The organism is Streptomyces hygroscopicus (genome assembly GCF_026168105.1).
Lineage (GTDB): Bacteria > Actinomycetota > Actinomycetes > Streptomycetales > Streptomycetaceae > Streptomyces > Streptomyces hygroscopicus_D.
This window is the reverse complement of the sequence record NZ_LBMW01000036.1, coordinates 43012-65735: the sequence shown is the minus strand read 5'-3', so window position 1 is coordinate 65735 and position 22724 is coordinate 43012. Positions and strand designations below refer to the sequence as shown.

General features: G+C 71.3%; 16 protein-coding genes. 9 read left to right on the top strand and 7 right to left on the bottom strand.

Annotated elements, in window-relative coordinates; all coding sequences use genetic code 11:
• Positions 1–140 precede the first annotated feature (140 nt).
• From AAW14_RS28560 to AAW14_RS28540, 5 genes are read right to left on the bottom strand one after another with little or no spacing between them, the layout of a single operon-like run.
• Positions 141–1154 (bottom strand): ketoacyl-ACP synthase III family protein, encoded by a 1014-nt coding sequence (locus tag AAW14_RS28560; RefSeq protein ID WP_265566879.1) that lies wholly within the window; start codon positions 1152–1154, stop codon positions 141–143.
• Between the two features lie 59 nt (positions 1155–1213).
• Positions 1214–1951, bottom strand: a complete 738-nt coding sequence (locus AAW14_RS28555; RefSeq protein ID WP_265566877.1) for an SDR family NAD(P)-dependent oxidoreductase — start codon at positions 1949–1951, stop codon at positions 1214–1216.
• Between the two features lie 48 nt (positions 1952–1999).
• Entirely contained in the window at positions 2000–3244 is a 1245-nt protein-coding gene (locus tag AAW14_RS28550; RefSeq protein WP_265566876.1) for an acyl-CoA dehydrogenase family protein, read from the bottom strand.
• Between the two features lie 48 nt (positions 3245–3292).
• On the bottom strand, positions 3293–4732 hold the full coding sequence (locus AAW14_RS28545; RefSeq protein ID WP_265566874.1) for an MFS transporter: 1440 nt from the start codon (positions 4730–4732) through the stop codon (positions 3293–3295).
• Positions 4729–8874 (bottom strand): type I polyketide synthase, encoded by a 4146-nt coding sequence (locus tag AAW14_RS28540; RefSeq protein ID WP_265566873.1) that lies wholly within the window; start codon positions 8872–8874, stop codon positions 4729–4731. Before AAW14_RS28540 ends, AAW14_RS28545 begins: the two co-directional genes overlap by 4 nt.
• 313 nt (positions 8875–9187) lie before the next feature.
• Between AAW14_RS28540 and AAW14_RS28535 the strand changes: the two genes are divergently transcribed.
• Positions 9188–10150 (top strand): LysR family transcriptional regulator, encoded by a 963-nt coding sequence (locus AAW14_RS28535; RefSeq protein WP_265566872.1) that lies wholly within the window; start codon positions 9188–9190, stop codon positions 10148–10150.
• Between the two features lie 180 nt (positions 10151–10330).
• On the opposite strand, the gene AAW14_RS28530 is transcribed toward AAW14_RS28535, so the two are convergent.
• Complete coding sequence (locus AAW14_RS28530; protein WP_265566870.1) at positions 10331–11260, bottom strand: NADP-dependent oxidoreductase; 930 nt, start codon at positions 11258–11260, stop codon at positions 10331–10333.
• Positions 11261–11427: 167 nt separating this feature from the next.
• Here AAW14_RS28530 and AAW14_RS28525 point away from each other — a divergent pair, with 167 nt between their 5' ends.
• From AAW14_RS28525 to AAW14_RS28490, 8 genes are all read left to right on the top strand, one after another.
• Positions 11428–11835 (top strand): winged helix-turn-helix transcriptional regulator, encoded by a 408-nt coding sequence (locus AAW14_RS28525; protein ID WP_265566869.1) that lies wholly within the window; start codon positions 11428–11430, stop codon positions 11833–11835.
• A gap of 253 nt (positions 11836–12088) precedes the next feature.
• The gene (locus AAW14_RS28520) at positions 12089–13084 is read left to right on the top strand and encodes a zinc-dependent alcohol dehydrogenase family protein (RefSeq protein WP_265566867.1); all 996 of its coding nucleotides are present in this window, start codon (positions 12089–12091) and stop codon (positions 13082–13084) included.
• Between the two features lie 40 nt (positions 13085–13124).
• A complete protein-coding gene (locus tag AAW14_RS28515; RefSeq protein WP_265566866.1) occupies positions 13125–13940 on the top strand; it encodes an LLM class F420-dependent oxidoreductase in 816 nt (271 codons plus the stop codon).
• A gap of 75 nt (positions 13941–14015) precedes the next feature.
• Entirely contained in the window at positions 14016–16193 is a 2178-nt protein-coding gene (locus AAW14_RS28510; RefSeq protein ID WP_265566865.1) for an acyl-CoA dehydrogenase family protein, read from the top strand.
• Entirely contained in the window at positions 16190–17377 is a 1188-nt protein-coding gene (locus tag AAW14_RS28505; protein WP_265566863.1) for an acyl-CoA dehydrogenase family protein, read from the top strand. The genes AAW14_RS28510 and AAW14_RS28505 overlap by 4 nt, the downstream gene beginning before the upstream one ends.
• Entirely contained in the window at positions 17374–18564 is a 1191-nt protein-coding gene (locus AAW14_RS28500; protein WP_265566862.1) for an isocitrate/isopropylmalate dehydrogenase family protein, read from the top strand. Before AAW14_RS28505 ends, AAW14_RS28500 begins: the two co-directional genes overlap by 4 nt.
• Positions 18561–19493 carry an amidohydrolase family protein gene (locus AAW14_RS28495; RefSeq protein WP_265566860.1) on the top strand — a complete coding sequence of 311 codons (933 nt, stop codon included), beginning with the start codon at positions 18561–18563 and terminating at the stop codon, positions 19491–19493. The genes AAW14_RS28500 and AAW14_RS28495 overlap by 4 nt, the downstream gene beginning before the upstream one ends.
• A 353-nt stretch (positions 19494–19846) precedes the next feature.
• A complete protein-coding gene (locus tag AAW14_RS28490) occupies positions 19847–20611 on the top strand; it encodes a CAP domain-containing protein (RefSeq protein WP_265566859.1) in 765 nt (254 codons plus the stop codon).
• 489 nt (positions 20612–21100) lie between these two features.
• Here AAW14_RS28490 and AAW14_RS28485 read toward each other — a convergent pair whose 3' ends face one another.
• Positions 21101–22690, bottom strand: coding sequence for an acyl-CoA carboxylase subunit beta (locus AAW14_RS28485; RefSeq protein WP_265566858.1), 1590 nt, complete (start codon positions 22688–22690; stop codon positions 21101–21103).
• Positions 22691–22724: the final 34 nt, after the last annotated feature.

The following is a 22724-nucleotide window of genomic DNA, read 5'->3' as shown; positions in this document are numbered from 1 at the left end:
CCCTTCTTGAATCGGGTTGCTGGTCGTGGTGCGAGTCGTGCCTGTCGTAGAGGTGGGTCAGAAGGCGCCTGCGCTGGTGCAGGGGCCGCCATGGGCGGTTCGGACCGGAGTTGCCGACGGCCGGGCAGCCCCGGCACCCCTCACCGCCGCACCACCGCGCACGACCAGCTGAACCCCGCGCCGGTGCTGAGCAGGAGGGCGTACTCGCCTTCCGCCAGCAGCCTCTGCTCCTGCAGACTCGCCAGGCCCGCCGCCAGATCGCCGGCGCCGAGATGACCGGTCGTGCTGCCGAAGTCGACGGGCCTGGCGACGGTCAGTGCGGACAGCAGCGGGATGTACTCCGTGGTGAGCAGCCGACCGTGCAGGCGAGGAAGCACCACGGCCTTCAACCGCATGTCCCGGCCGTCCAGTTCGGCGTCCTCGAGCGCCGACGTCACCACGGAGGTCAGGGCCTCCCGCTCGGCCTTGCGGTACCCGACATCGCCATAGGCGCGCAGATACGCCTTCTTCGTGCGGCGCGGGGAGACCTGTGCGCTGTGCCAACGCGGCGCCGGAGCGAACGGGTCGTGCCCTCGGTGCATGCCTTCCAGCTCGGGAAACGACACGGTGGACACCGACAGCAGTTGCGTGCTCCCGGGTGCCGAGTCGGCGTCGGCGGCCGACAGCAGGACGGCGGTCGCGCCGTCGCCGTACGCCACGCCGATGTCCCCGTGCCAACGGTCGAAGCCGGGGGTACAGAACTTGTCGGCCGTCGTGATCAGCGCCCGGGAGACGTCGCCCGCGGCGAGCAGGTACGCCGCGGCGGTCTGCAACGCAACCGCTCCGCCGTTGCACATCTGCTGCACACCGATGGGCAACGCGCCGCGGGCGCCGGTCTGTTCGGCGACGTAGTGCGCCGGGGACCAGAAGTCGTGTCCCTGGTAGTAGCTCCATGCGTGCAGCAGCAGATCGACGTCCTTGCCCGTCCAGGAGACCTGCTCCAGGGCGACCTCCGCGGCCCGGACCGCCATCTGCGGCGGCGAGGGGTCCTCGGCGACGACCAGGGCCTCGTATCCGACGTCCTCGCTGTCCGCGCCGACGGATTGCGGGGTGAGGCGTCGCTCCGGGAGCCAGGCGGCCGCGGCTGCGATCGTGATGCGGTCGGCGGTCCTCACACGGATTCCTCTCTGTGAGTCGACGGGAAAGTGCCGGCCGGAGGGATCCGGCCGGACCGTCATGCCCAGCGCAGGCCCCCGTTGACCTCGAGGACATGGCCGTTGACGTAGGCCCCCTCGGGCGAGGCGAGGAAGACCACCGCGCGTCCCACCTCGGCGCCGGTTCCCGGCCTGCCGGACAGCAGCCGCTTGTGGTACTCGCCCCACACCAGGTCGTTGTCGGCGAGCCTGCTCCCCATGCCCTCGGAGATGAAGCCCGGCGCCACGGCGTTGACGCGGATCCCGAACGCGGCGAGTTCCGCGGCGCAGGCCCGGGTCAGCATGTCGATCCCGGCCTTGGAGACGCTGTACGCGGCGGCCCCCTCCGAAACCCGGGTCGAGAGCGCCGACGAGATGGCGACGACACTTCCGCCGGTCTGCCGCAGATACGGGGTGGCGGCCTGCACGCAGTGGAACGTACCGGTGAGGTTGGTCCCGATGACCTCCTCCCACTCCTTGGGGTCCAGGGTGTGGACGGGTCCGTCGCGGGTGACGCCCGCGTTGGCCACGCACAGATCGAGCCGCCCGAAGTGCTGCTGCGCGAACCGCATCAATGCGTCGACCGAGCCGGGGTCGCGTACGTCGGTGCAGTGGAACACGGCGCGGTCACCGGCCAGTTCGGCGATCCGCGCCATGTCCCGTTCGGACCTGGCCGCGCAGACCACGCCGGCGCCTTCCCTCAGTAGTGCCTCGGCGATGCTCCGGCCGAGGCCGCTGGTCCCGCCGGTCACGACGGCGGCCCTTCCCCGCAGTCTCATGGTGCCCTCACTTCCACGGTCCTGACGGACCGTTCGCTCGGTGGGCGCTCAGATGATGCCGACCATCTGGGCGGCGGTCGGTGTGGCGTCCCACAGGGATGCCTCCGGAGCGGCGTCGCGCAGCAGGTTGGCGAGGCGTTCGCGCATGATGATGTTGGTGCCGTCCGAGTGGAGCCAGATCGCCGCGTCCCGCAGCAGCTTCTCGATGCCGTTCTCGCGCATCACGCCCGCTCCGCCCCACAGCTCCATCGCCCGCCGGGCCGAGTCGAAGGTGAGCTCGGAGGCGACGAGCTTCGGCATCACCGCCATGGCCGGTGAGAACGTCTCCGGGCGCCTGGCCTGCCAGGCGGCCCGCCAGATCAGGGTCCGGCTGACCTCGACATTGCTGTACATGGTGGCCAGGTAGGAGCCGACCGCCTGGTGCTGGATGATCGGGGCGCCGCCCTGGACGCGCTCGCGACACCACCGCAGGCTGCGGTCGAAGCACTCGCGCCCCACGCCCAGCGCACACGCCGCCGCGTAGGCGTTGCTGGCCCGCAGCAGCCGGGCCACGCTGCGCAGTGCCGTACCGGGCTCGCCGAGGACGTCCTCGTCGGGGACGAACACGCCCTCGTAGAAGATCTCGGAGTTGTTGGCGAGACGTTCGCCCGCCTTGTCGTGCACCTTGCCGATGCGCAGCCCGTCGGCGCCGGACGGCACGACGAAGGCGGTGACGCTCTCCGTCAGCGGGCCTTCCCGGTCGGTGCGGGCGAAGCACAGGATGGTGTCGGCCCGGTTGGCGTTGGAGATGTAGTGCTTCATGCCGTCGATGACGTAGCCGCCGGCGACGCGCCGCGCGAACGTCTGCATCCCCGCGCCGGGGGCACGGTAGGGCAGCAGGTTGTCGGAGGCTGCGTTCGGCTCGGTGAAGGAAGCCGCGAACAGGCCGTGCGGATTGGCCGCGTTGCGGCTCAGGTACCGCTCCTTCTGCGCGGGAGTGCCCAGTTCGTTGAGCATCTGGGAGAACTTCCAGTGCTGGGCGAGGACCACCGCCATGCCGAGGTCGGCGGCGGCTATCTCCTCGAGCATCAGGGTGTTGGTGACGTAGTCCGTCGCCGCACCCTTGAACTCGGTGGGCAGCGGCGCCTGGCGCAGTCCCCGCCCGTCGGCCTCCTCGACCAGCTCCCAGGACCAGGCGTCGGCCGGGTCCGGGCGTGCGTCGAGGCCGGCCGCGACGGGGCGTACCGCCTCGTCGGCGAAGGCACGGGCCCTGGCCCGCCATTCGACCATCTCGTCGGTGAGCGTGAATTCCATCGCAGGTCTCTCTCCGTGAAGTGCCGTGGCCGTCCGTCGCACGGACTGTCACAGCCGGCGTGACTGACTCGTGGTGGCGGCGCCGGTGACGGGCGCGGCCTGGGGGGCGTCGTCGGTATCGCGGGGCAGCAGCGAGGTCAGCAGCAGACCGAGCAGACAGACCGCGGCGCCGCCGAGCAGGGCGTGCCCCATAGCCGGTGCCGAGAGGACGGCGGTGCCGCGCTCGCCCGCCCGTCCGGAGGCGATCGTGATCATGACCGCCAGGCAGGCGGCCCCGCCGACCCGGTACGTGGTCGCGATGAGGCCCGATGCGGTGCCCGCGAGCTCGGCTTCGACGCCGCGGGCGGGGGTGATGAACGAGGCGGCCTGGGCGAGCCCCCAGCCCAGACCCCACAGCACGGAAGGGATGAGCAGATCGCGGGCGTAGCTGCCGTCGGGCGGTGTGCGGGCGAGCCAGACCAGGGACACCGCCGACAGCGCCAGTCCGGCCATCAGACTGTGCCTCAGCCCCATCAACTGGATCAGGCCGGAGGCTCTGGTGGAGGTCAGGAAGATAGCGGCGCTGATCGGCAGGAAGACCAGACCCGAAGCCAACGAGGAGAAGCCGAGGACCTGTTGGGCGTAGACCGTGACGAAGAAGTACGTCACCTGCCCGGCGCCGCCGGTGAGGGCGGTGACCGCGTTGCCGACGGACACGGTACGCAGCCGAAAGATCCTCAGCGGCACGATCGGGTCCAAGGCCCGTCGTTGCCACAGGACGAAGCCGGTCAGCAGTGCCGCCGCGAGTGCCAGCGGTACGAGCGCGGCCGGCGCGCCCCAGCCCACCTCCCTGGTCCGGACGACCGCGAACACCAGGAGCGCGAGACCGGCGGTGCTCAGCAGCGCGCCCAGCACGTCCGGGCGGCCGGCGCGCGCCACCCTGCTCTCCGGGACCCGGCGCAGCGCCAGCGGTACCAGCGCCGCGCAGATCGGCACATTGACCAGGAAGTTCCAGCGCCAGGAGAACAGGCCGAGCACTCCCCCGGCCAGCATGCCGAGTCCGCCTGCCAGGCCCGACATCGCGCCCCACAGGCCGAGGGCCCGGTGCCGTTCGCGGCCGTCCAGGGTGGCGATGACGATGGCCATGGCGACGGGCGACATGAGAGCCGCGCCGCATCCCTGGACGGCCCGTGCGGCCAGCAGCTGCCCCGGCCCGGCGGCGAGGCCGCACCCCAGGGAGGACAGGGCGAACACCACGGCGCCCGCCACCAGTACGCGCCTGCGTCCGAGGGTGTCCCCGAGGCGGGCGCCGAGCAGCAGCAGCCCGCCGAAGGAGAGCGCGTAGGCGTTGACGACCCAGCCGAGGGACGCCGGTGTCATACCGAGATCCTTTTGGACGGAGGGGAGGGCGACGTTCACGATCGTCGCGTCGAGGGACACCATGAACTGGACACCGATGAGCACCCCGACGAACAGGCCCCGCCCCTGCCGCACCGCCGCTTCGGTCACGGCTGGGTCTTCCCCTCCGCCGTGAGGTCGCGCACAAGGGCGTCGACCGATTCGGCGTCAAGAATCTGACGTACCGTCACTGAGCCTCCGGAGGCCTGCTGCAGACGGTTCTTCAGTTCCAGCGCCATGAGCGAGTCCAGGCCCTGGTCGGTGAGGGACCGGGACGTCTCGAGGCGGCTCACGGGCAGCCGCAGCACCCGGGACACCTCGGCGAGGATCTGCTCCCCGGGTGCGGTCGTGGGCTCCTCGGCGGTGCCCGCCGCCGGGGCGGGCGCGGCGGCGGGCCGGGTCTGCACCGCCTGGCGGGTACCGCCGCTGCCGTTCAGGGAGGGGGCCGCCTCGGGTGCGGTCGGCGCTGCGAAGGGGGTGGTGCGCACGGGCGGCGCGATCCGGGTGAGGGCGTCGGTCTCCGCCGGGGGCGCGGCGGTGAGGGCGGGTGCCTGGCCGCCGGCCGGGGCGGCGGGCTGCTGCGTCACGCCCATGGTCGCGGCCGGCGCCCCCGGGCCCGGCTGCGCGGCCGGGGTACCTACGCGCAGGCTTCCGCTGAGTTCGACGACGAGACGCTGCTGCGCGTCGCGGATGTGTATCTCTCCGGTGATCTCCACGATGGGTACTCCCTCGGGCTCGGTGATGTGGTGCGGGGCACCCGCCGCCCCGGGTCGGGCAGGAGTGGACCGGTAGGACGGCGCCGCGTCGTCCTTCGGGACGGCGGGGCCTGCCGGGGTCCCCAGCAGAAGCAGTCGCAGACCTTCCATCCGGGCGACGACGTGGTGCCCCTCGTCGAGGAGCACCACGTCGGCCACGACGGTGCCGTCCGGGTCCGCGGCGCGGATCCGGGCGTGGCTCCACACCTCGGCGGCGTCACGGACCAGGTGGACCTGGTCGATGGAGGTCGCGACGAACGGTGCCGTCGCCTCCAGCACGGCGAGCAGCGGCTGCGCGGCGGCTTCCAGGAGGGCGGGGTGCACGGCGTCCCGCCCCAGCGGGAGTCCGTCGGGCAGGCGCACCAGCGCGAGAGCCTCTCCCGTGCCGGTCCACAGCGTGCGCACCGCCTGGTTCGCGGGTCCCCAGTCGGCGCCGGCCCCGGCGGCCGCCCGGTAGAAGCCGGCCGGCTCCCACTCGGTGACGCAGCGCCGCCGCACGGCGTCGAGCCCTTCCCCGGCAGGCGCCGCCGCCCCGGCTTCGCGGACCCGGCCCGTGCAGTGCGTGGTCCAGTGACCTTCCGGCGTACCGGTCAACGGCTGGGAGGCGACGGCGAACCGGGCGCTGCGGGCCTCGCCCGCGGCGTCCGGAGCGAGGGTGATGCGCAGCCGTACGGGCAAGGACTCCTGGACGGTCAGCCCTTCGCTGAAGAAGACGTCCTCGAGCAGGACGGGCCCCGTGCCGTACTGCCGGGCCCACGCGGTGCGCACGGCGTCGATCAGGGCGGTGCCCGGCACCACGGCCACCCCCCTGATCCGGTGCTCGACGAGATAGCGCTCGGCGCTCGGGTCGAGTTCCAGGATCGTCGCGGAGGGGCTCGGTGCGGCCGTCTCACCCGCGATCCAGTAGCGCTCGCGCTGCCACGGGTACTGCGGCAGCGCGACGTACCGTCCGCCGGGATAGAGGCCGCTGGGGTCGACGGCGGCGCCGAGTTCGTACAGGCGGGCCCAGGTGGTGAGCATGGCCTCTCGCTCGGGCTGCTTCCTGCGCAGCGAGGTGTGGGCACTGGAGGTGGAGTCGCGGACGGTCTCCTGCACGGAGTGGCCGAGGACCGGGTGCGGGCTGATCTCGACGAACGCCGTGGCGGTGGTGGCACGTACGGCCTCGACCGCCTGGACGAAGCGCACGGGCTCGCGCAGGTTGCGAACCCAGTAGGAGGCGTCCAGTTCCCGGCCGTCGACGCGCTCGTCGAGCACGGTGGAGTGCAGCGCCGTCGTGACCGTGCGCGGTGCCAGGGGAGCCAGTTCGGCCTTGAGGTCGTCGAGCAGCGGATCGACCTGCGCGCTGTGCGAGGCCACATCCACGTGGACGAGACGGCAGAAGATCTCCTGCGCCTCGAGCCGCTCCCTGATGGAGTCGAGTTCCGCGGCGTTCCCGGCGAGCACCGTGCTTCCGGGGCTGTTGAACGCCGCGACCGAGACGCCGTGCGTCTCCGCCGCCAGTGCCGCGGCCCGCCCGGCGTCCAGTTCGACCACCGCCATGGCGCCGTTGCCGGCCACCCGCTTCATCAGCCTGCTGCGCCGGCAGATCACCGCTGCGCCGTCCTCCAGGCTGAGCGCCCCGGCCACACAGGCCGCGGCCGCCTCGCCCATGCTGTGCCCGATGACCGTCGAGGGCTCGACGCCCCACGCCTTCCAGGTCTCCGCGAGGGCGACCTCCATGGCCCACAGCGCGGGCTGCACCAGGTCGATGCCCTCCCACACGGTGTCCGGATCCGCCAGCTTCTCCAGGAGGGACCAGCCCGCCTCGGCGCGGATCGCGTCGTCGCAGCGGTGGATCGCGGCCCTGAACGCCGGTGACACCTCGAGCAGTTCACGGCCCATACCGCTCCACTGGGAGCCCTGCCCGGGGAAGACGAAGGCGATGCCGGGGCGTACGGCGGCCCGTACCTCGGGGCCGTTGTGCAGCGACGAGCGCAAGGCGTCGGCGATCGTGTCGTGGCCGTCCCCCACGACAGCAAGGCGGTACTCGTGGTGGGTGCGCCGCTGGGCGGCGGTGTAGCAGATGTCCCGCAGTGCGTGCTCGCGCCCCGGTCCGCCGGGCCCGAGATAGGCGAGGTAGAAGCGGACCAGGTCGCGCAGCGCGTCGGCGGAGCGGGCGGAGAGCACGAGGACGTGGGCGTCCCCCTGCTCGGCGACCGCCTCGTCGGCGAGGAGCACTCCGGGCTCCGGCCGCGGTTCGGGGGTGGTGAGAACAACATGGGCGTTGGTGCCCGTCACCCCGAACGCGCTCACCCCGGCGATGAGTTGGCGGTCCTCGTCAAGTGGCTGCCCGATGCGGGGCACGGCGAGGGCGAGGTCGTCCCACGGGATCTTCGGATTGGGATGGTGGTGGTGCAGGACCGCGGGGACCGTACGGTGCTGCATGGAGAGCACGGCCTTGATGAGGCCGATCACTCCGGCCGCCGCCTCGGCGTGACCGATGTTGGTCTTGGCCGAACCGACCCAGGCCTTGCTCCCCTTGCGGCGCCCCTGGGAAAGAACCTGGTCCAGGGCGGTGAGCTCCACCGGGTCGCCGGCCTGGGTGCCGGTGCCGTGCGCCTCCACGAAGTCCACGTCACCGGGGCTGATCCCGGCGTCGGCGTAGGCACGGCTGAGCATCCGGATCTGGCCGTCCACCGCCGGCGACATCAGAAGGCCGCTGCCCACTCCGTCGTTGGAGGTCGCGCTGCCCCGGATGACGGCGCGGACCGGGTCTCCGTCGGCGAGCGCTCGCTCCAGCGGCTTGAGCACGACGACCCCGACCGCCTCGCTGCGCACGAAGCCGTTCGCCGACGCGTCCCCGAAGCCGCAGCGGCCGTCCTCGGACAGCATCCCGGCGGCCGAGAACGCGATGCTCTCCCAAGGGGCGAGGATCATATGGACACCGGCCGCGATGGCCATGCCGGACTCACCTGCGCGCAGGCTCTGGCAAGCCATGTGCACGGCGACCAGGGAGGAGGCGCAGGCCGCGTCGAGCGTGACGCTGGGGCCGCGCGCGTCGAGGGCGAACGAGAGCCGTCCGGACAGTCCTGAGCGCGCGCCCCCGCCCAGCACCCCGTAGATGTCGGGGTTGTCGCGGTGCTGCAGCTCCCAGTAGTTGGAGCTGTCGGCCCCGACGAACACTCCCGTGTTGTGGCCGGCGCCCCGCCGCTGGGGGACACCGGCGTCCTCGAGCGCCTCCCAGGCGCACTCCAGGAGAAGACGCTGCTGCGGGTCCATGGAGTCGGCCTCGCGGGGCGATATACCGAAGAAACCGGCGTCGAACTGGTCGATGTTCTCCAGGAATCCGCCGCGGCGGCTGATGATCGCCCCCGGTGTTCCGGGAGTTGGGTTGTGCAGGCCGTCCACGTCGAAGCGGTCTGCGGGGATGTCCTGGACCGCGTCGACGCCTTCGGACAGAAGGTTCCAGAAGTCGTCGACCCCGTGTGCCCCCGGGACCCGGCAGCTCATTCCGATCACGGCGATGGCGTCAGGGCCGGAGGATCGACCGGAGGACCGGACCCCGGAGGACCGGACCGAGGAATATTGACTTCCGCTCTTGTGGTTCTTCGTGTCTCGCCTAGTACGGGCAGTCATGTCTGCTCTCTCCTCATACAGCCACGGGCGTACGGCGGGCGGACGCAGAATTAGGTGGCGCATACAGAAACCCGGGACACGCGGCATCGCGTACCGAAACCAGGGACGGCGGCCGTTCACAGGCTATTAACAAATTGACCGGATTCGGCTGCCGCTCGAATAGTCAACAGGAGAAGCATCATCTGTCCAACAGTGAATGTACTATCGACTCGATAGCGATTCACGATCGCAGCATACGGGGGGCACCGACGTGGAATTGAGGCAGCTCAGGTGTTTCGTCACAGTGGCGGAGGAGTCGAGCTTCCGGAGGGCCAGTGAGCGACTTCGTATCGTGCAGCCGACCGTCACCCTGCAGATCCAGCGCCTGGAGCGGGAGGTGGGCGCCGCGCTCTTCGACCGCACCACCCGGCCCGTCAGCCTGACCGGCACCGGGCTGCGCCTGCTCCCGGAGGCGCGCGCCCTGCTGGCCGCCGCGGACCGCGCACTGGAGATCGCGCGCAACGAAGGCGCGGGCGCCGGCAAGCTGCTGCGGCTGGGCACGGCGGACGGGCTCGGCACACGGCTCGACTCCGTGCTCGCCCATCTCGCCGAGCACTGGCCCGACCTCCGTGTCGAACTGCACGAGGCGCCGTCGTGGCTGCGGCTGCAGCAGGTGCGCGACCGCACTCTCGACGCCACCTTCGTCCGCATATACCAGGAGCACCGCGACCTCACGCTCAGCACGGTCTGGTGGGAGCGGCTCGTCGTCGTACTGCCTGCCGGGCACGCCGCCGCGAGCCGGCCGGCGCTCCGGCTGGGAGAGCTCAAGGATCTGCCGCTGCGCCTGGTGAGCCGGGCCGACAACCCGGCCTTCTACGACCTGATCCTGGGCTTCTGCCAGGCTGCCGGGTTCGAGCCGTTGCTCGGCAAACCCTTCACCACGGTGCAGAACACGCTCGCCGAGATCGGCGTCGGGGACCCCACATGGGGAATCTTCTACGAAGGTTCGGTGCAGGCCAATCCGAGCAGCCTCGTGACATACCTACCGGCGGAACCGCCACTACGGGCGCGCACTTCTCTCGCCGTCCGGGATCCGAATTCCGAGCTGAGCCGGGCACTCCTGGAAGCCGCTCGCCTGGCCGCCGAAGAACATCAACAAAACTTCCGCAACACTCTTTAGACAATAACCAAGGAATGAAGAAATCACGTTACGAAACCTGAGCAACCGTCAGCGAAGAAACCGGAATCACCGAACCCGCGGAAGGCGGCCACGAGGCCACCGGTCAGCGGGGGAATGACACGGCGGCCCCGTGACCTGGTCCGCACTCCGGATTCGGAATGCGGACCAGGGAGGGACGATTCAGGGCAGCAGGACCAGGCGGCCGCGCACCCCGCCCTTGCCGAAGCGCTCGTGCGCGGCGGCGGCGTCGGCCAGTGCGAACTTCTCGGCGACCCGCAGCGTCAGCCGCCCCGCGTCGACCTCGGACACCAGCGCGGCGAGCCGCTTGCCGTCTGGGCCCTGCTGCACCGTCTCGACCGTGATGCCCCGCTCGGCCTCCGGTGCCGCGGGGCCGAGCACGGCCGCGAAACGGCCGCCGTCACGCACCGCGGGGAGCACCGCCGCACCCAGCGACGCGGCGTCCACCACACCGTCGACCCCCTCGGGAGCCAGCGCCTTCACCTTGTCGGCCACGTCCTCGCCCCGGGCCACGACATGACGGGCACCGAGCGAGCGCACCGCCGCGTCGTCGTCCGGTCCCGCGACCGCGATGACTGTGGCTCCCCGGCCGGCGGCCAGCTGCACCGCGTAGCCGCCCACACCGCCCGCGGCCCCGGTCACCAGGATGGTCCTGCCCGCGGCGGGCTCCACCACGTCAAGGGTGAGCGACGCCGTGATCCCGTTCAGCGGGAGCGTGGAGGCGGCGGCCGCATCGGCCTTGTGCGGCGCGGCCGCCAGGGCGTCGGCCGGCACGACCACGTATTCGGCGTAGGTGCCCGCCTGGTTGACGAACCAGGGGACCAGGGCGACCACCTGCTGCCCCACCGCGAACCCGCTCACTCCAGGACCCACGAGGTCCACCTCGCCGGCGACGTCCACGCCCGGGACGTAATACTCGCTCTCGGGCAGCAGATCGGCCAGCGCACCGGAACGGATGAAGACGTCGACCGGGTTGACCGGACTGGCGAGGACCTTGACCCGCACCTCGCCCTCTCCCGGCTCCGGCTTCGGGGCGTCGATCACCCGCAGGGCCTCCGGTCCACCGAACTTACTGACAGCGACTGCACGCATGACTGCTCCTGCTTCTGCTTCTGCATTGCGACCGTGTGGCTGACTTCGTCGCCGGAAGGTTGTGAACGGGCCCGTTGCTTCCTCGGCGCGTGCAACTAACCTAGGAAGCTCAACTCTCTCTTGGCGAGTACGTACCGAAAGGTGCGTACCCCACCACAAGGAGTGCCATGGCCACCATGAGCGCAGCTCAGCGGCGCGAGAAGGCCAAGACGGCGTACAACGCGTTTGTCGCCCAGTGCCCCACACGCCAACTCTTCGCCACGATCAGCGACAAGTGGATCGGCCTGGTGCTCGCCGCACTCGCCGACGGTTCGCACCGCTACGGCGAGCTCGGCGCCACCGTCGCGGGCATCAGCCAGAAGATGCTCACCCAGACCCTGCGCACGCTGGAGCGGGACGGCCTGGTCACCCGCACGGTCACCCCCTCGGTACCGGTCCGCGTCGACTATCAGCTGACCCCGCTGGGCGAGAGCCTCATGCCCGTCATCCTGGCCATCAAGGACTGGGCCGAGACACACATGGACGAGGTCCTGGCCGCGCGCGACGGCTACGACGAACAGCGGACCACCTCCTAGCCGTTCCACCCAGTGCACGCAGTCCACCCGGTCCGTCCAGCCCGTCCAGTGCATCCGGTCCAACCTGCCCGGAGCGGCTCCGTACGGCTCTCCTTCCGGTGAGGTACGCACTTATCGGTACGTACTCGCCAGGGGAGAGTTGACGTTTCTAGGTTTGTTGCCCGACGCGAGGGAAGCCACGGTGACCCCACCGTGGCTGCCGGCTTTCTTCCCTTGCTCCAAGGCCGCTACCAGACACGGGAGTTGGATGGCCATGGCGCTCAGAGTCCGGTTCCACCGCCTCGGCGGGCCCGAGGTGCTCCGGCTGGAAGACCTGGAGCCGCAGCAGCCCGGACCCGGCGAGGTGCGGGTACGGGTGCAGGCGATCGGCCTGAACCGGGCAGAGGTGAACTTCCGCCGCGGCACCTACATCGAGCAGCCGCGTGCTTTCCCCGCCGTGCTCGGATACGAGGCCGCGGGCGTCGTCGACGCGGCGGGCCCGCAGGTCGACCAGGTAGGGCCCGGCCAGCCCGTGAATGTCGTACCGGCGTTCTCGCAGAACCGCTACGGCGTGTACGGAGAGCTGGCCATCGTCCCCGTGAACGCTGTGCTGGCCAGGCCGAACGGTCTCGATCCGGTGGTCTCGGCCGCGGCGTGGATGCAGTATCTGACGGGCTACGGTGCTCTGATCGAGCGCGGCGGCATGGGGTCCGGGCACACCGTGGTGATCACTGCCGCCGCCAGCAGCGTCGGGGTGGCGGCCATCCAGTTGGCCCGCCTGGTCGGTGCGCGACCACTCGCGGTCGTCCGCAGCGCGGACCGGCGTGCGGAACTCCTCGCCGCCGGGGCGGCGCGCGTCATCGTCCCCGGCGAGGAGGACCTGGTCTCCGCCGTCCTCGCCGAGACCGGCGGGCGCGGCGCCGAGTTCGTCCTTGACGCCGTCGCCGGACCGGGCGTGCGGGAGCTCGCCCGGGCCACCGCCGCCGACGGCACGATCGTGGTGCACGGCACTCTGAGCGGCGATCCCACTCCGTTCCCCGGGGCGGAGACCATGCAGGCGCTGACCATGCGCTCGTACACGGTCTTCGAGACCACCAGGGACCCGAACCGGCTGCGCGCGGCGGCTGACTTCCTCACCCCGGCGCTGGCCTCCGGCCGGCTGCGTCCCCTGATCGACCGCACCTTCGACCTCGCTCAGATCGTGGCCGCGCACGCCTACCTGGAGACCGAGGCGAGACTCGGCAAGGTAGTCGTCACCGTCGGCCGCTGAACCCCGTGGAGGGACGCACATCGTGCGGTACGGATTCATCATGTTTCCCACGGCCGGTTCGATCCGGCCGGGCGCGCTCGCCGCGCTGCTCGAGGAACGCGGCTTCGAGTCGCTCTTCTTCCCCGACCACACCCACATCCCGGCGCACACGCCCGAGGTCTTCGACGTGGCGGGCCTGCCCGACGAGTTCCGCAACGGGATGGACTGCTTCGTCGCACTGGCCGCCGCGGCGCAGACCACCGAAGCGCTCCAACTGGGCACCGCGGTCGCCCTGGTGACGGAGCGGGAGCCGTTGGTGACCGCGAAGGCGGTGGCCACGCTCGACGTGCTCTCCGAGGGCCGGATGAACTTCGGCGTCGGGCCCGGGTGGATCTTCCAGGAGCTGCGGCACCACGGTGTCGACCCTCGAGACCGCTGGGCGGTGATGCGCGAGCGGGTGCTGGCGATGCGGGAGGTCTGGACCGAGGACGTGGCCTCGTACCACGGGAAGTTCGTCGACTTCGAGGCCGTCACCTCCTGGCCCAAGCCCGTACGGCATCCGCATCCGCCGATCCTCGTCGCCGGGAACGGCCCTCGGGTCGCCGAGCGCGTGGTTGCGTACGGGGACGAGTGGATCCCCATGCTGCGGCCCGGGGTTCTCGAGGAGATCGACCGCTTCCGGCGTACGGTCCGCAGGCCCGGATCCGACGAGCCGATCCCGGTGACGCTGTTCGGCGGCCGGCTCGAGGACGTGGACGAATATGCGCGGGCGGGAGTGGACCGGTGTCTGTTCTGGCCCCGGCCCATGGACGCGGCCGCCGCGCGGCGGCTGATCGACCACACGGCGCTCGCGCTCGGGGACCGGCTGGCCTCCTGAGCCCCGTCGCCCGCCCCGGCTCCCGCCACCTGTACGGCAGCTGACACACATCGCCATTCGAGAAGGTGACCACGTATGAGTACTGCTGTCGCAACACCTGAGATCATCAGGGGCGCGTCACGCGCCCGCGACTGGCTGCGGGGACAGGACCTGCCCTACAGCGACGAGATCGAACTCCGTCCGTCCAGCCTCGAGTTCGAGGGCGGCGGGCACTACGGGGTCGAGGTCCCGGTCGTGAACAACCTCAAGGTCCTTGAGCTGACCCTCGCCGGACTGCGGGAGGAGGGCGTACCGGTCACCCGCTTCAACGAAACGCTCGGGGCGTTCCTGCTGTCCGACTCCGAGATACGCGACATGCTCGAACTCTGCCACCAGAACGGGGTGGGCATGGTCTTCGCCCTGGGTCCCCGGCCGGAGTACGACCGCAAGGCGGCCTTCTACCGCGGCGGGTTCGGCGCCTCCCAAGGCCGTCGGGTCAACAACAACGACGCCCTCGCGGTCAGCGCGGAAGAAGCGATCCGCCTCACGGAGATGGGCTGTCGCGGGCTCATCTCGTACGACCTGGGGGTCATCCGCATGCTCTCCGACATGCGCGCGGCGGGGGTCCTGCCCGGCGACCTCATGATCAAGTCGTCCTCGCACTGCATCGTCTCCAACCCCTTCACCGCCAAGGTCTACGCCGAGAACGGCGCGAACAGCGTCACCACCACTCACGACCTCGGCCTGGCGGTCCTGCAGGAGATCCGCAGGGCCGCCCCGGACCTCCTGATCGACGTGCCCGTCGACGTCTACGGCACCAAGGGTGGCTTCCTCCGCTTCTACGAGGTGCCCGAACTGGTGCAGATCTGTGCGCCCATGATGCTCAAGATGGGAGCGAGCGCCCAGTCCCACCCGCACGACCCGGTGGGCCCCGAGACCGTGCGCGCCCGGGTCCAGCGGATCGCCCTCGGTCTGGAGGCTCTCGCGAAGTCCGGCTTCGAGGCGCAGTACATCAACGAGAAGTCGCCGCACCGCCCGCACCGCGACGCCTCCCGACCGGGAGGAGCATCCATGGATCACGTCCCCCTCGACGCGCTCAGTCTCACCGAACTTCCCTCTCTCACCACGCTGTTCGAGTCACTCGACTCGTTGGAGCGGCTCCGGTCCGAGGCGCACGCCTATGGCGCGCTCAAGGTCGCGCCGAGCACCGCGGAGCGCGACCGGTCCGGACACTGGGACCCCCAGCTGTTCGCCGGCCTGGCCGAGATCGGGCTCTCCGGCGGCGCACTCCTGCCGCCCTCACACGGCGGCCGCGGGCTCACCGCGCTGCAGACCACGGCGCTCCTCGACGGCTACGCCCACGGTTCGGAGGATCCGGGGACGGCGCTGGCGGCCGTCGCCAACGGACTTCTGTGCGCCGCCGTGGTCCACCGGCTCGCGCCCGGGACACTGCGGCGAGGGCTGCTGCCCGCTGCGGCCTCCGGTGAGTGGCTCTTGGGGATCTCCCTGCTCGACACGCTCGGTGGCGCGTTGCCCGCCACGGCGACCGCCACCCCCGCCGACGGCGGCGGCGCCCTGCTGACCGGCACCAAACGCCTCGTGGTGAACGCGGCGGTCGCCCACCACTTCGTGGTCGTCGCCGGTGACCACGCCTACCTCGTCGACCGGGACACACCCGGACTCACCGTCGTCGTGGGCCGGGGCCCGGCCGCGCTGCCCACCTGCACCTGGGGCGAACTCGTCTTCACCGATTGCCGCTTGGGCCCCGGCGCCGCGCTGGGACCCGCCGTCCAGGCCGTCCCCCTCCTCGCCGCGCACGAGCGGGTGTTCTCATCGGCGGTCTGGCTAGGGGCGATGCGTTCCCTTGTCCGTCGTGCGGCGGCGCTCGCCGGACAGCGCAGGCTGTTCGGCGCGCCGCTCGGCCACTCCCAGGCGGTGCGCGCCCGGCTCGCCGACATGCGCACGCGCCTCGAGCTGTGTGTCGGCCTCGTCCAGCGCGTGGCCTCCCTGCTCGACGGACCGGGGCCGGTCCCTTCCCAGCACACCGCCACCCTACGGCTGTTCACCGCCGGTGCCGCGCAGTCGGTGGCCGAGTCGGCGGCCGTACTGCACGGCCCGGATGCTCTCGCCGAGGGACACCCGGTACTCCGGGCCCAGCGCGACGCCGCGTTCTTCGCCGGGGTGGGCGGCGAGCCCGACGTGCTGCAGCCGGTCATCGCGGGTCCCCTGCTCGCCCTGTCCCCGGCGGACCGATTCCCGGAGGCCGACCAGTGAACGTCTCGGAGTTCCCCCGGCGCTTCGCCGGCATCGCCGCCCGCGCGAGCGACGCGGACCTGAGTGGCCAACTGCCCGCACCCAACTGGCCGGACGTCGTCGACAGCGGGTACCTCCGCGTCTTCCATCCGGTGGCCGTCGGTGGCACGGCCGTCGACGGGGTGTCCCAGGTCGCGGCCATGGAGAGTCTGGCTCTGGCCTGTCCCTCCACCTACTGGTCGGCCACGATGTCCACGCTGCTGTGCGGAAAGCTCATCCACCGCTACGGAGAGCTCGCCACCCACCGGCCGCTGCTCGAAGCGCTGCTGTCCGGACGGAAACTGGGTGCCTTCGCCGTGGTCGAGCGGACGGCGGGCAGCGACGCGGGCACGTACCGCACGACCGTCTCGAAGGGCAGGGACGGCGGCCTGGTCATCAGCGGCGAGAAGGCGCGCATCACCAACGCCCCGACCGGTGATCTCGCCGTGGTTCTCGCCCGGCTCGACGAGCGCGTCGACCGTGACGGCCACGGCTGGTGCTTCGCCTTCGTCGATCTCGGCCAGCCTGGTGTGGAGCGCTACCCGATGGATCACATGGGGCTGCGGGCCATGCCGTGGGGCGGCTTGCGCTTCGACCGGGCCCATGTCGCGCCGCACGACGTCGTTCCGGTGCCGTACGCGGAGTTCGCCGAGGGCATGGCATGGGGCTGGCTGTTCATCTCCGTCTCCTCCATCGCCATCGCCGAGGCGGCACTGCGCGCGTGCGTCACGCATGCGCGCAGCCATGTCTCCTTCGGCAGGCCGCTCGGCCACATGGAGGGCGTGCAGGCCCAACTCGCCCGGCTGCGGACGGAGATCGACGCGGCACGGCTGCTGGCCCAGCGGGTGGCGTGGCACCGGGCCGCGGGCCGGTCCGCGCGGGACGAGATCGCCATGCTCAAGGCATACGCCACTGAGCTGGCGGTCGCCGCCACCCAGAGCGCCCTCCAGATCCACGGCGCGCGGGCCCTGCAGCCGGGGCATCCCGTGGAGCGTCTGTACCGGGACGCCCCGATGAACGTCATCGGGGGCTTCGCCTCCAACCGGCTGCGCGAGCTGATCGCCGAGGGCATGGGCACCGGTCATGCCGTGTACCGGCCCTTCGACTGGCTGTCCGGGACCGGTCTGGACGAGGATCTCAGCACTGCGGCGGGAGCGGGCCGATGAGCGCCCCGGGCTCCGCACGGCCGCCGGCCGGCTACCGCATCGCACTGCTTCCCGGAGACGGCATCGGAGTCGACGTCGCCGTACAGGCCAGGCGGCTCCTGGAGGCGGTCGAGCGACTCATCGGTGTACCCCTGCACATCGACGAGGTGCCGTGCGGAGCAGAGCACTATGTGCGCCACGGCGTGGACTGGCCGGAGGGTTCCGAGGCGGTCTGCGAGAGGGCCGACGCGATCCTGCTGGGCGCGGTGGGGCTGCCGCGTTCCGACGGGCGGGGCACACTGCTGCGCGCGGACGGCCGGCTCGCCGGATGGTCCGCGATTGTCGGCAACCGTCAGCGCCTCGATCTGTACGCCAACGTCCGCCCGGTCAGACTCCTGCCCGGCATACGGCAAATGGTGTCGGGAACGCTGCGCCAGGTGTGGGAGCCGGACCAGGTCGACATGGTGTTCGTCCGGGAGAACACGGAGGATCTTTACGCGGGCGCCGGCGGCACCCTGGCGCCCGGCGGCATCGCGCAGGTCGCCACCGACAGCAGGATCGTCACCCGCGCCGCGTCCGAACGGGTCGTCCGGCTGGCCTTCGAGACGGCGCTGCGGCGCGGGGGCGCACCGGAGGACGGGCGCCGCCGGGTCACCTGTGTCGGCAAGGACAACGTGCTGCACGGCTGCCGGCTCTTCCAGGAGGTCTTCGAGGAGGTGGGCGCCGACTATCCGGAGGTGGAGCGGGAGGTGGTGCTCGTGGACGCGTTCGCCTACCGTCTGATGCGGCGCCCCGAGCACTGTGACGTCGTGGTCACGACGAATATGTTCGGCGACATCCTCACGGAGCTCGCCGCGGTCCTGCAGGGCGGGCTCGGCATGGCGGTGGGATGCAACATCGGTGACCGGCACGGCATGTTCGAACCGATCCACGGATCGGCCCCGGCGCACGCGGGGAGGGACCGGGTCAACCCCATGGCGATGCTGCTCGCGGTGGCGGAGCTGTTGCGCTGGCTGGGCGCCCGCCATCGCGACAGGCTCCTGTCGGGCACCGCGGACGGCATCGACCACGCCGTGCGAGACGTACTCCTGAAGGGCGAGTCGCTGACGTACGACCTGGTGGGCCACCGCGAGGCGGTCGGCACGACGGCGTCGGCGAGCGCCGTGCTCGCCGCGCTGGAGACCAGGCTGTCGGGCCCCGCAGCGTGATCGTCGACGCTCAGGCTCATCTGTGGCAGAGCGACCGGCCGACGCGGCCGTGGCCACCCGGCGCGGGGCCCGCCCACCGTGAAGTGCCGCCCACCGTCGAGGAGTTGCTGACCGTCATGGACGAGGCGGGGGTGGATCGCGCGGTGCTCGTCCCGCCGTCGTGGGAGGGCGACCACAACGACGTGGTGCTGGCAGCCGCCGATGCCTGTCCCGGCCGCTTCTCGGTGATGGGCAGGGTGGCCGTGCACGACGGCCGGTGGGCCCGGGGACTGGACGAGCTGATCGGGCGGCCCGGTGTCCTGGGTGTGCGCCTCACACTGCACCGGCCCCCCTGGCGCGAGCTGTTCACCGCCGGCCGCCTGGACGGGTTCTGGGCCGCCGTCGAGGGCGCCGGGCTGCCGGTGATGGTGTACGCGCCGGGCCTGACCGGCGCGTTGGACCGCGTGGCCGCCGCACACCCGGGACTGCGGCTGGTCCTCGACCACCTATGTCTGCCCCTCGGGGCCCGTGACGAGACGGCGTTCGCCGGACTCGACGGCCTGCTCGCCCTGGCCCGTCATCCCCATGTGGCGGTGAAGGCGTCGGCGCTGCCCTGCCACACGACGGACGCCTACCCCTTCCCCGGCCTGCACGAGCCCTTGCGCCGCGTCTTCGACGCGTTCGGCCCTCACCGCATGTTCTGGGGCTCGGACTGGACCCGGCTGCCCTGCCCGTACGAGCAGGCCGTGACGCTCTTCACCGAGGAGCTGGACTTTCTGCGCGGCCGGGACAGGGATCTGGTGATGGGCGACGCGCTGATGCGCTGGCTCGATCCGCCGGGCGTGCCGCGGTCCTGTCCGATGAGCGATGCCGGAGGGCCGGACGGGCCCGGAAATCACGGTTCCGTGACATCCGTCACACCACCTCCGGGGATTAGGCGTGCCGAATAGTAGATAGCCCTCTGGTGACATATGGGATTTGTCCGTCTTGTTATAGGTGCAAATCCCCCCAGGCCCGTCGGCATTCCCACGCACTCGGCGCTGTCGCCCGTTCTGGGAAGACCAACGGTTTCTGACGAGGAAACAGAATTCCGCAACGGCCGCGACAGCCGGACCAGCACGCCACCGCCCTCATGGCAAGAGCCGCTCAAACCTACGAAGCAGGGTAGTAGTGACCGCCCTTTGCGCTTGTGTGAAGCCGTCCCAAGAATGACGACTCGCAGGACGTCTCCGCAGTTCAGGGGCCGATTCCGCGCAGAGTCAGCCGCACCAGGGCGCTCGGCGATTACCGAGTGAGGTCACGCATGGGAATTCATCGCAAAAGGAATCACTACCGGCGGATAGTCATCGCTGCCGTCACCGTGGGCGCGGTGGGTGTGCCGTCCGTCGCCCTTGCCTGTACCGACTGGCGGGACAGCGCAGGACATCACTACCGCAGCGCCGGGAAGCACGCGGCCAACGGGTGGTGGAACGACGCCTGGGACCGGAACTGGAACGGCGGCCACGCCGACGGGCCCAGTCCGGCGGCATCGAAAACTCCGAGCCCCTCGACGAGCACTCCGAAGACCACCGCGCCGAAGCCTCCGGCCACGGCGCCTTCGAGCACCGCGAAGGCCACGGCTCCCCGGCCCACTACCGCCGCCCCCGCGGCCCCGGCAGCGCCGAGCGCCCCGAAGCCCACCGCCACCGCGTCCGGTTTCGCCGCCCGCATCGTGCAACTCGTCAACGCCGAGCGCAGCAAGGTCGGTTGCCCGGCCGTGACGCTGAACGCCATCCTGACCAAGGCCGCGCAGGCGCACAGCGACGACATGGCGGCCCACCAGAACATGTCGCACACCGGGTCCGACGGGTCCTCCCCCGGCGACCGGATCACGCGGGCCGGCTACAACTGGAGCAGCTACGGCGAGAACATCGCCTACGGTTACGCCACTCCCGAGCAGGTCATGGCGGGCTGGATGTCCAGCCCCGGCCACAAGGCGAACATCCTCGACTGCGGGTTCAAGGAGATCGGCGTCGGACTCGCACAGCCCAACAGCTACTGGACCCAGGACTTCGCAACTGCCGGGTGAAAGGCAGCTGGGCAACGGCTTCCGGCGTACGCCTGCGCAGCGGCGTACGGAGTGCCCGGTCCCCCGCCGGCGTCCGGACCGCCGGCGGGAGGGCGTAGGCCGTGACGGCTGCTGCCGCACGACGGCGCCCGGACCCCCGCCGTGCGGGGTCACGAGCCGGAGCGGGACGGCCTAGCGTTGCGGGACGGCCTAGCGTTGCGGGTCGGTCCGGGCGGTCCGGGCGGTCCCGGCGGTCCGGGCGGTCCGGGTCGGTCCGGGCGGTCGGTCCCGGCGGTCCCGGCGGTCCGGGCGGTCCGGGTCGGTCCGGGCGGTCCGGGCGGTCGGTCCCGGCGGTCCGGGCGGTCCGGGTCGGTCCCGGCGGTCCCGGCGGTCCGGGCGGTCCGGGCGGTCCGGGCGGTCCGGGTCGGTTCGGGTCGGTCCGGGTCGGGTGCACCCGGGAATGCGGTCACTCGCATGGCGCCGTCGCGCGGGAGCGGCCCGCGGTCCGGCTCACAGCGGCACGTTGCCGTGCTTGCGCTCCGGCAGCACGGCGTGTTTGCCCCGCAGCATGGCCAGCGCGCGCACCAGCACCCGGCGGGTGTCGCCGGGATCGATGACGTCGTCCACGAGCCCGCGCTCCGCGGCGTAGTACGGATGCATCAGTTCGGCCTGGTACTCCTTGACCAGCCGGGCCCGTGTCGCCTCCGGGTCGGCGGCTGAGGCGATCTCGCGTCGGAAAATGACATTCGCAGCCCCCTCCGCTCCCATCACCGCGATCTCGTTGGTGGGCCATGCGAAGGACAGGTCGGCCCCGATCGAGCGGGAGTCCATCACGATGTACGCGCCGCCGTATGCCTTGCGCAGCACGAGTGAGATCCGCGGGACGCTGGCGTTGCAGTAGGCGTACAGCAGCTTCGCGCCGTGCCGGATGACACCGCCGTGCTCCTGGTCCACTCCGGGCAGGAAGCCCGGCACGTCCACCAGTGTCACCAGGGGGACGTTGAAGGAGTCGCAGGTGGAGACGAAGCGGGCGGCCTTCTCGGAGGCATGGATGTCCAGCACGCCCGCCAGCACGGCGGGCTGGTTGGCGACGAAGCCCACAGTCTGACCGCCCAGGCGCGCGAAGCCGCACACCACGTTGCGCGCCCAGCCCTCGTGCACCTCGAAGAACTCGCCGTCGTCGACGATCTCCTCGATGACGTCGTGCATGTCGTAGGCCTGGACCGGATCGGCGGGCACCAGGGAGGTCAGCGCGTCGGTGCGCCGGTCGGCCGGGTCGGCACCGGCCACCTCCGGCGGGAGCTCCCGGTTGTTCGCCGGCAGCAGCGACAGCAGGTAGCGGACGTCCTCCAGGCACTCGGCCTCGTCGTCGTAGGCGAAACCGGCGACCCCGGAGACACCCGCGTGCACGTCCGCGCCGCCCAGCCCGTTCTGGGAGATCTGCTCGCCGGTCACGGCCTTGACCACGTCCGGGCCGGTGAGGAACATCTGCGAGGTCTCGCGGACCATGAAGACGAAGTCCGTCAGCGCGGGGCTGTAGGCCGCGCCGCCCGCGCAGGGGCCGAGCATCACGCTGATCTGCGGGATGACGCCGGACGCCTTGGTGTTGCGCTGGAAGATGCCGCCGTAGCCGGCGAGCGCGGTGACGCCCTCCTGGATGCGCGCGCCGGCTCCGTCGTTCAGGCCTACGAGCGGCGCACCCGCGGACAGCGCAAGGTCCATGATCTTGTGGATCTTGGCGGCGTGCGCCTCGCCCAGTGCGCCGCCGAAGACACGGAAGTCGTGGGCGTAGGCGAAGACAGTCCGGCCGTGTATCTCACCCCAGCCGATCACCACACCGTCCCCGTGCGGCTTGCGGTCCTCCATGCCGAAGGCGCTGGCCCGGTGCCGGCGCAGCGGCTCGATCTCGGTGAAGGTGCCCGGGTCGAAGAGCAGGTCCAGCCGCTCCCGGACGGTGAGCTTGCCCTTGGCGTGCTGGCGTCGGGTGGCGTCCGGGTCGGGTCCCCGGCTCATCTCTTCCTTCAGATGGCGCAGCTCCGCGGTCGACCGGCGCAGATCGAGCCGGGGCGTCGTGGCGAGGAGTTCGTCGAAGGTCGTCATCGCCCGAACGTAGGAACGGCACCTCGAAAGGGGC

Coding starts and splice junctions, on each gene's coding strand:
- AAW14_RS28525 (WP_265566869.1), top strand. CDS start 11,428: ATGGCCACCATGAGCGCAGCTCAGCGGCGCGAGAAGGCCAAGACGGCG.
- AAW14_RS28510 (WP_265566865.1), top strand. CDS start 14,016: ATGAGTACTGCTGTCGCAACACCTGAGATCATCAGGGGCGCGTCACGC.
- AAW14_RS28530 (WP_265566870.1), bottom strand. CDS start 11,260: ATGCGTGCAGTCGCTGTCAGTAAGTTCGGTGGACCGGAGGCCCTGCGG.
- AAW14_RS28485 (WP_265566858.1), bottom strand. CDS start 22,690: ATGACGACCTTCGACGAACTCCTCGCCACGACGCCCCGGCTCGATCTG.
- AAW14_RS28520 (WP_265566867.1), top strand. CDS start 12,089: ATGGCGCTCAGAGTCCGGTTCCACCGCCTCGGCGGGCCCGAGGTGCTC.
- AAW14_RS28500 (WP_265566862.1), top strand. CDS start 17,374: ATGAGCGCCCCGGGCTCCGCACGGCCGCCGGCCGGCTACCGCATCGCA.
- AAW14_RS28555 (WP_265566877.1), bottom strand. CDS start 1,951: ATGAGACTGCGGGGAAGGGCCGCCGTCGTGACCGGCGGGACCAGCGGC.
- AAW14_RS28490 (WP_265566859.1), top strand. CDS start 19,847: ATGGGAATTCATCGCAAAAGGAATCACTACCGGCGGATAGTCATCGCT.
- AAW14_RS28535 (WP_265566872.1), top strand. CDS start 9,188: ATGTACTATCGACTCGATAGCGATTCACGATCGCAGCATACGGGGGGC.
- AAW14_RS28515 (WP_265566866.1), top strand. CDS start 13,125: ATGTTTCCCACGGCCGGTTCGATCCGGCCGGGCGCGCTCGCCGCGCTG.
- AAW14_RS28550 (WP_265566876.1), bottom strand. CDS start 3,244: ATGGAATTCACGCTCACCGACGAGATGGTCGAATGGCGGGCCAGGGCC.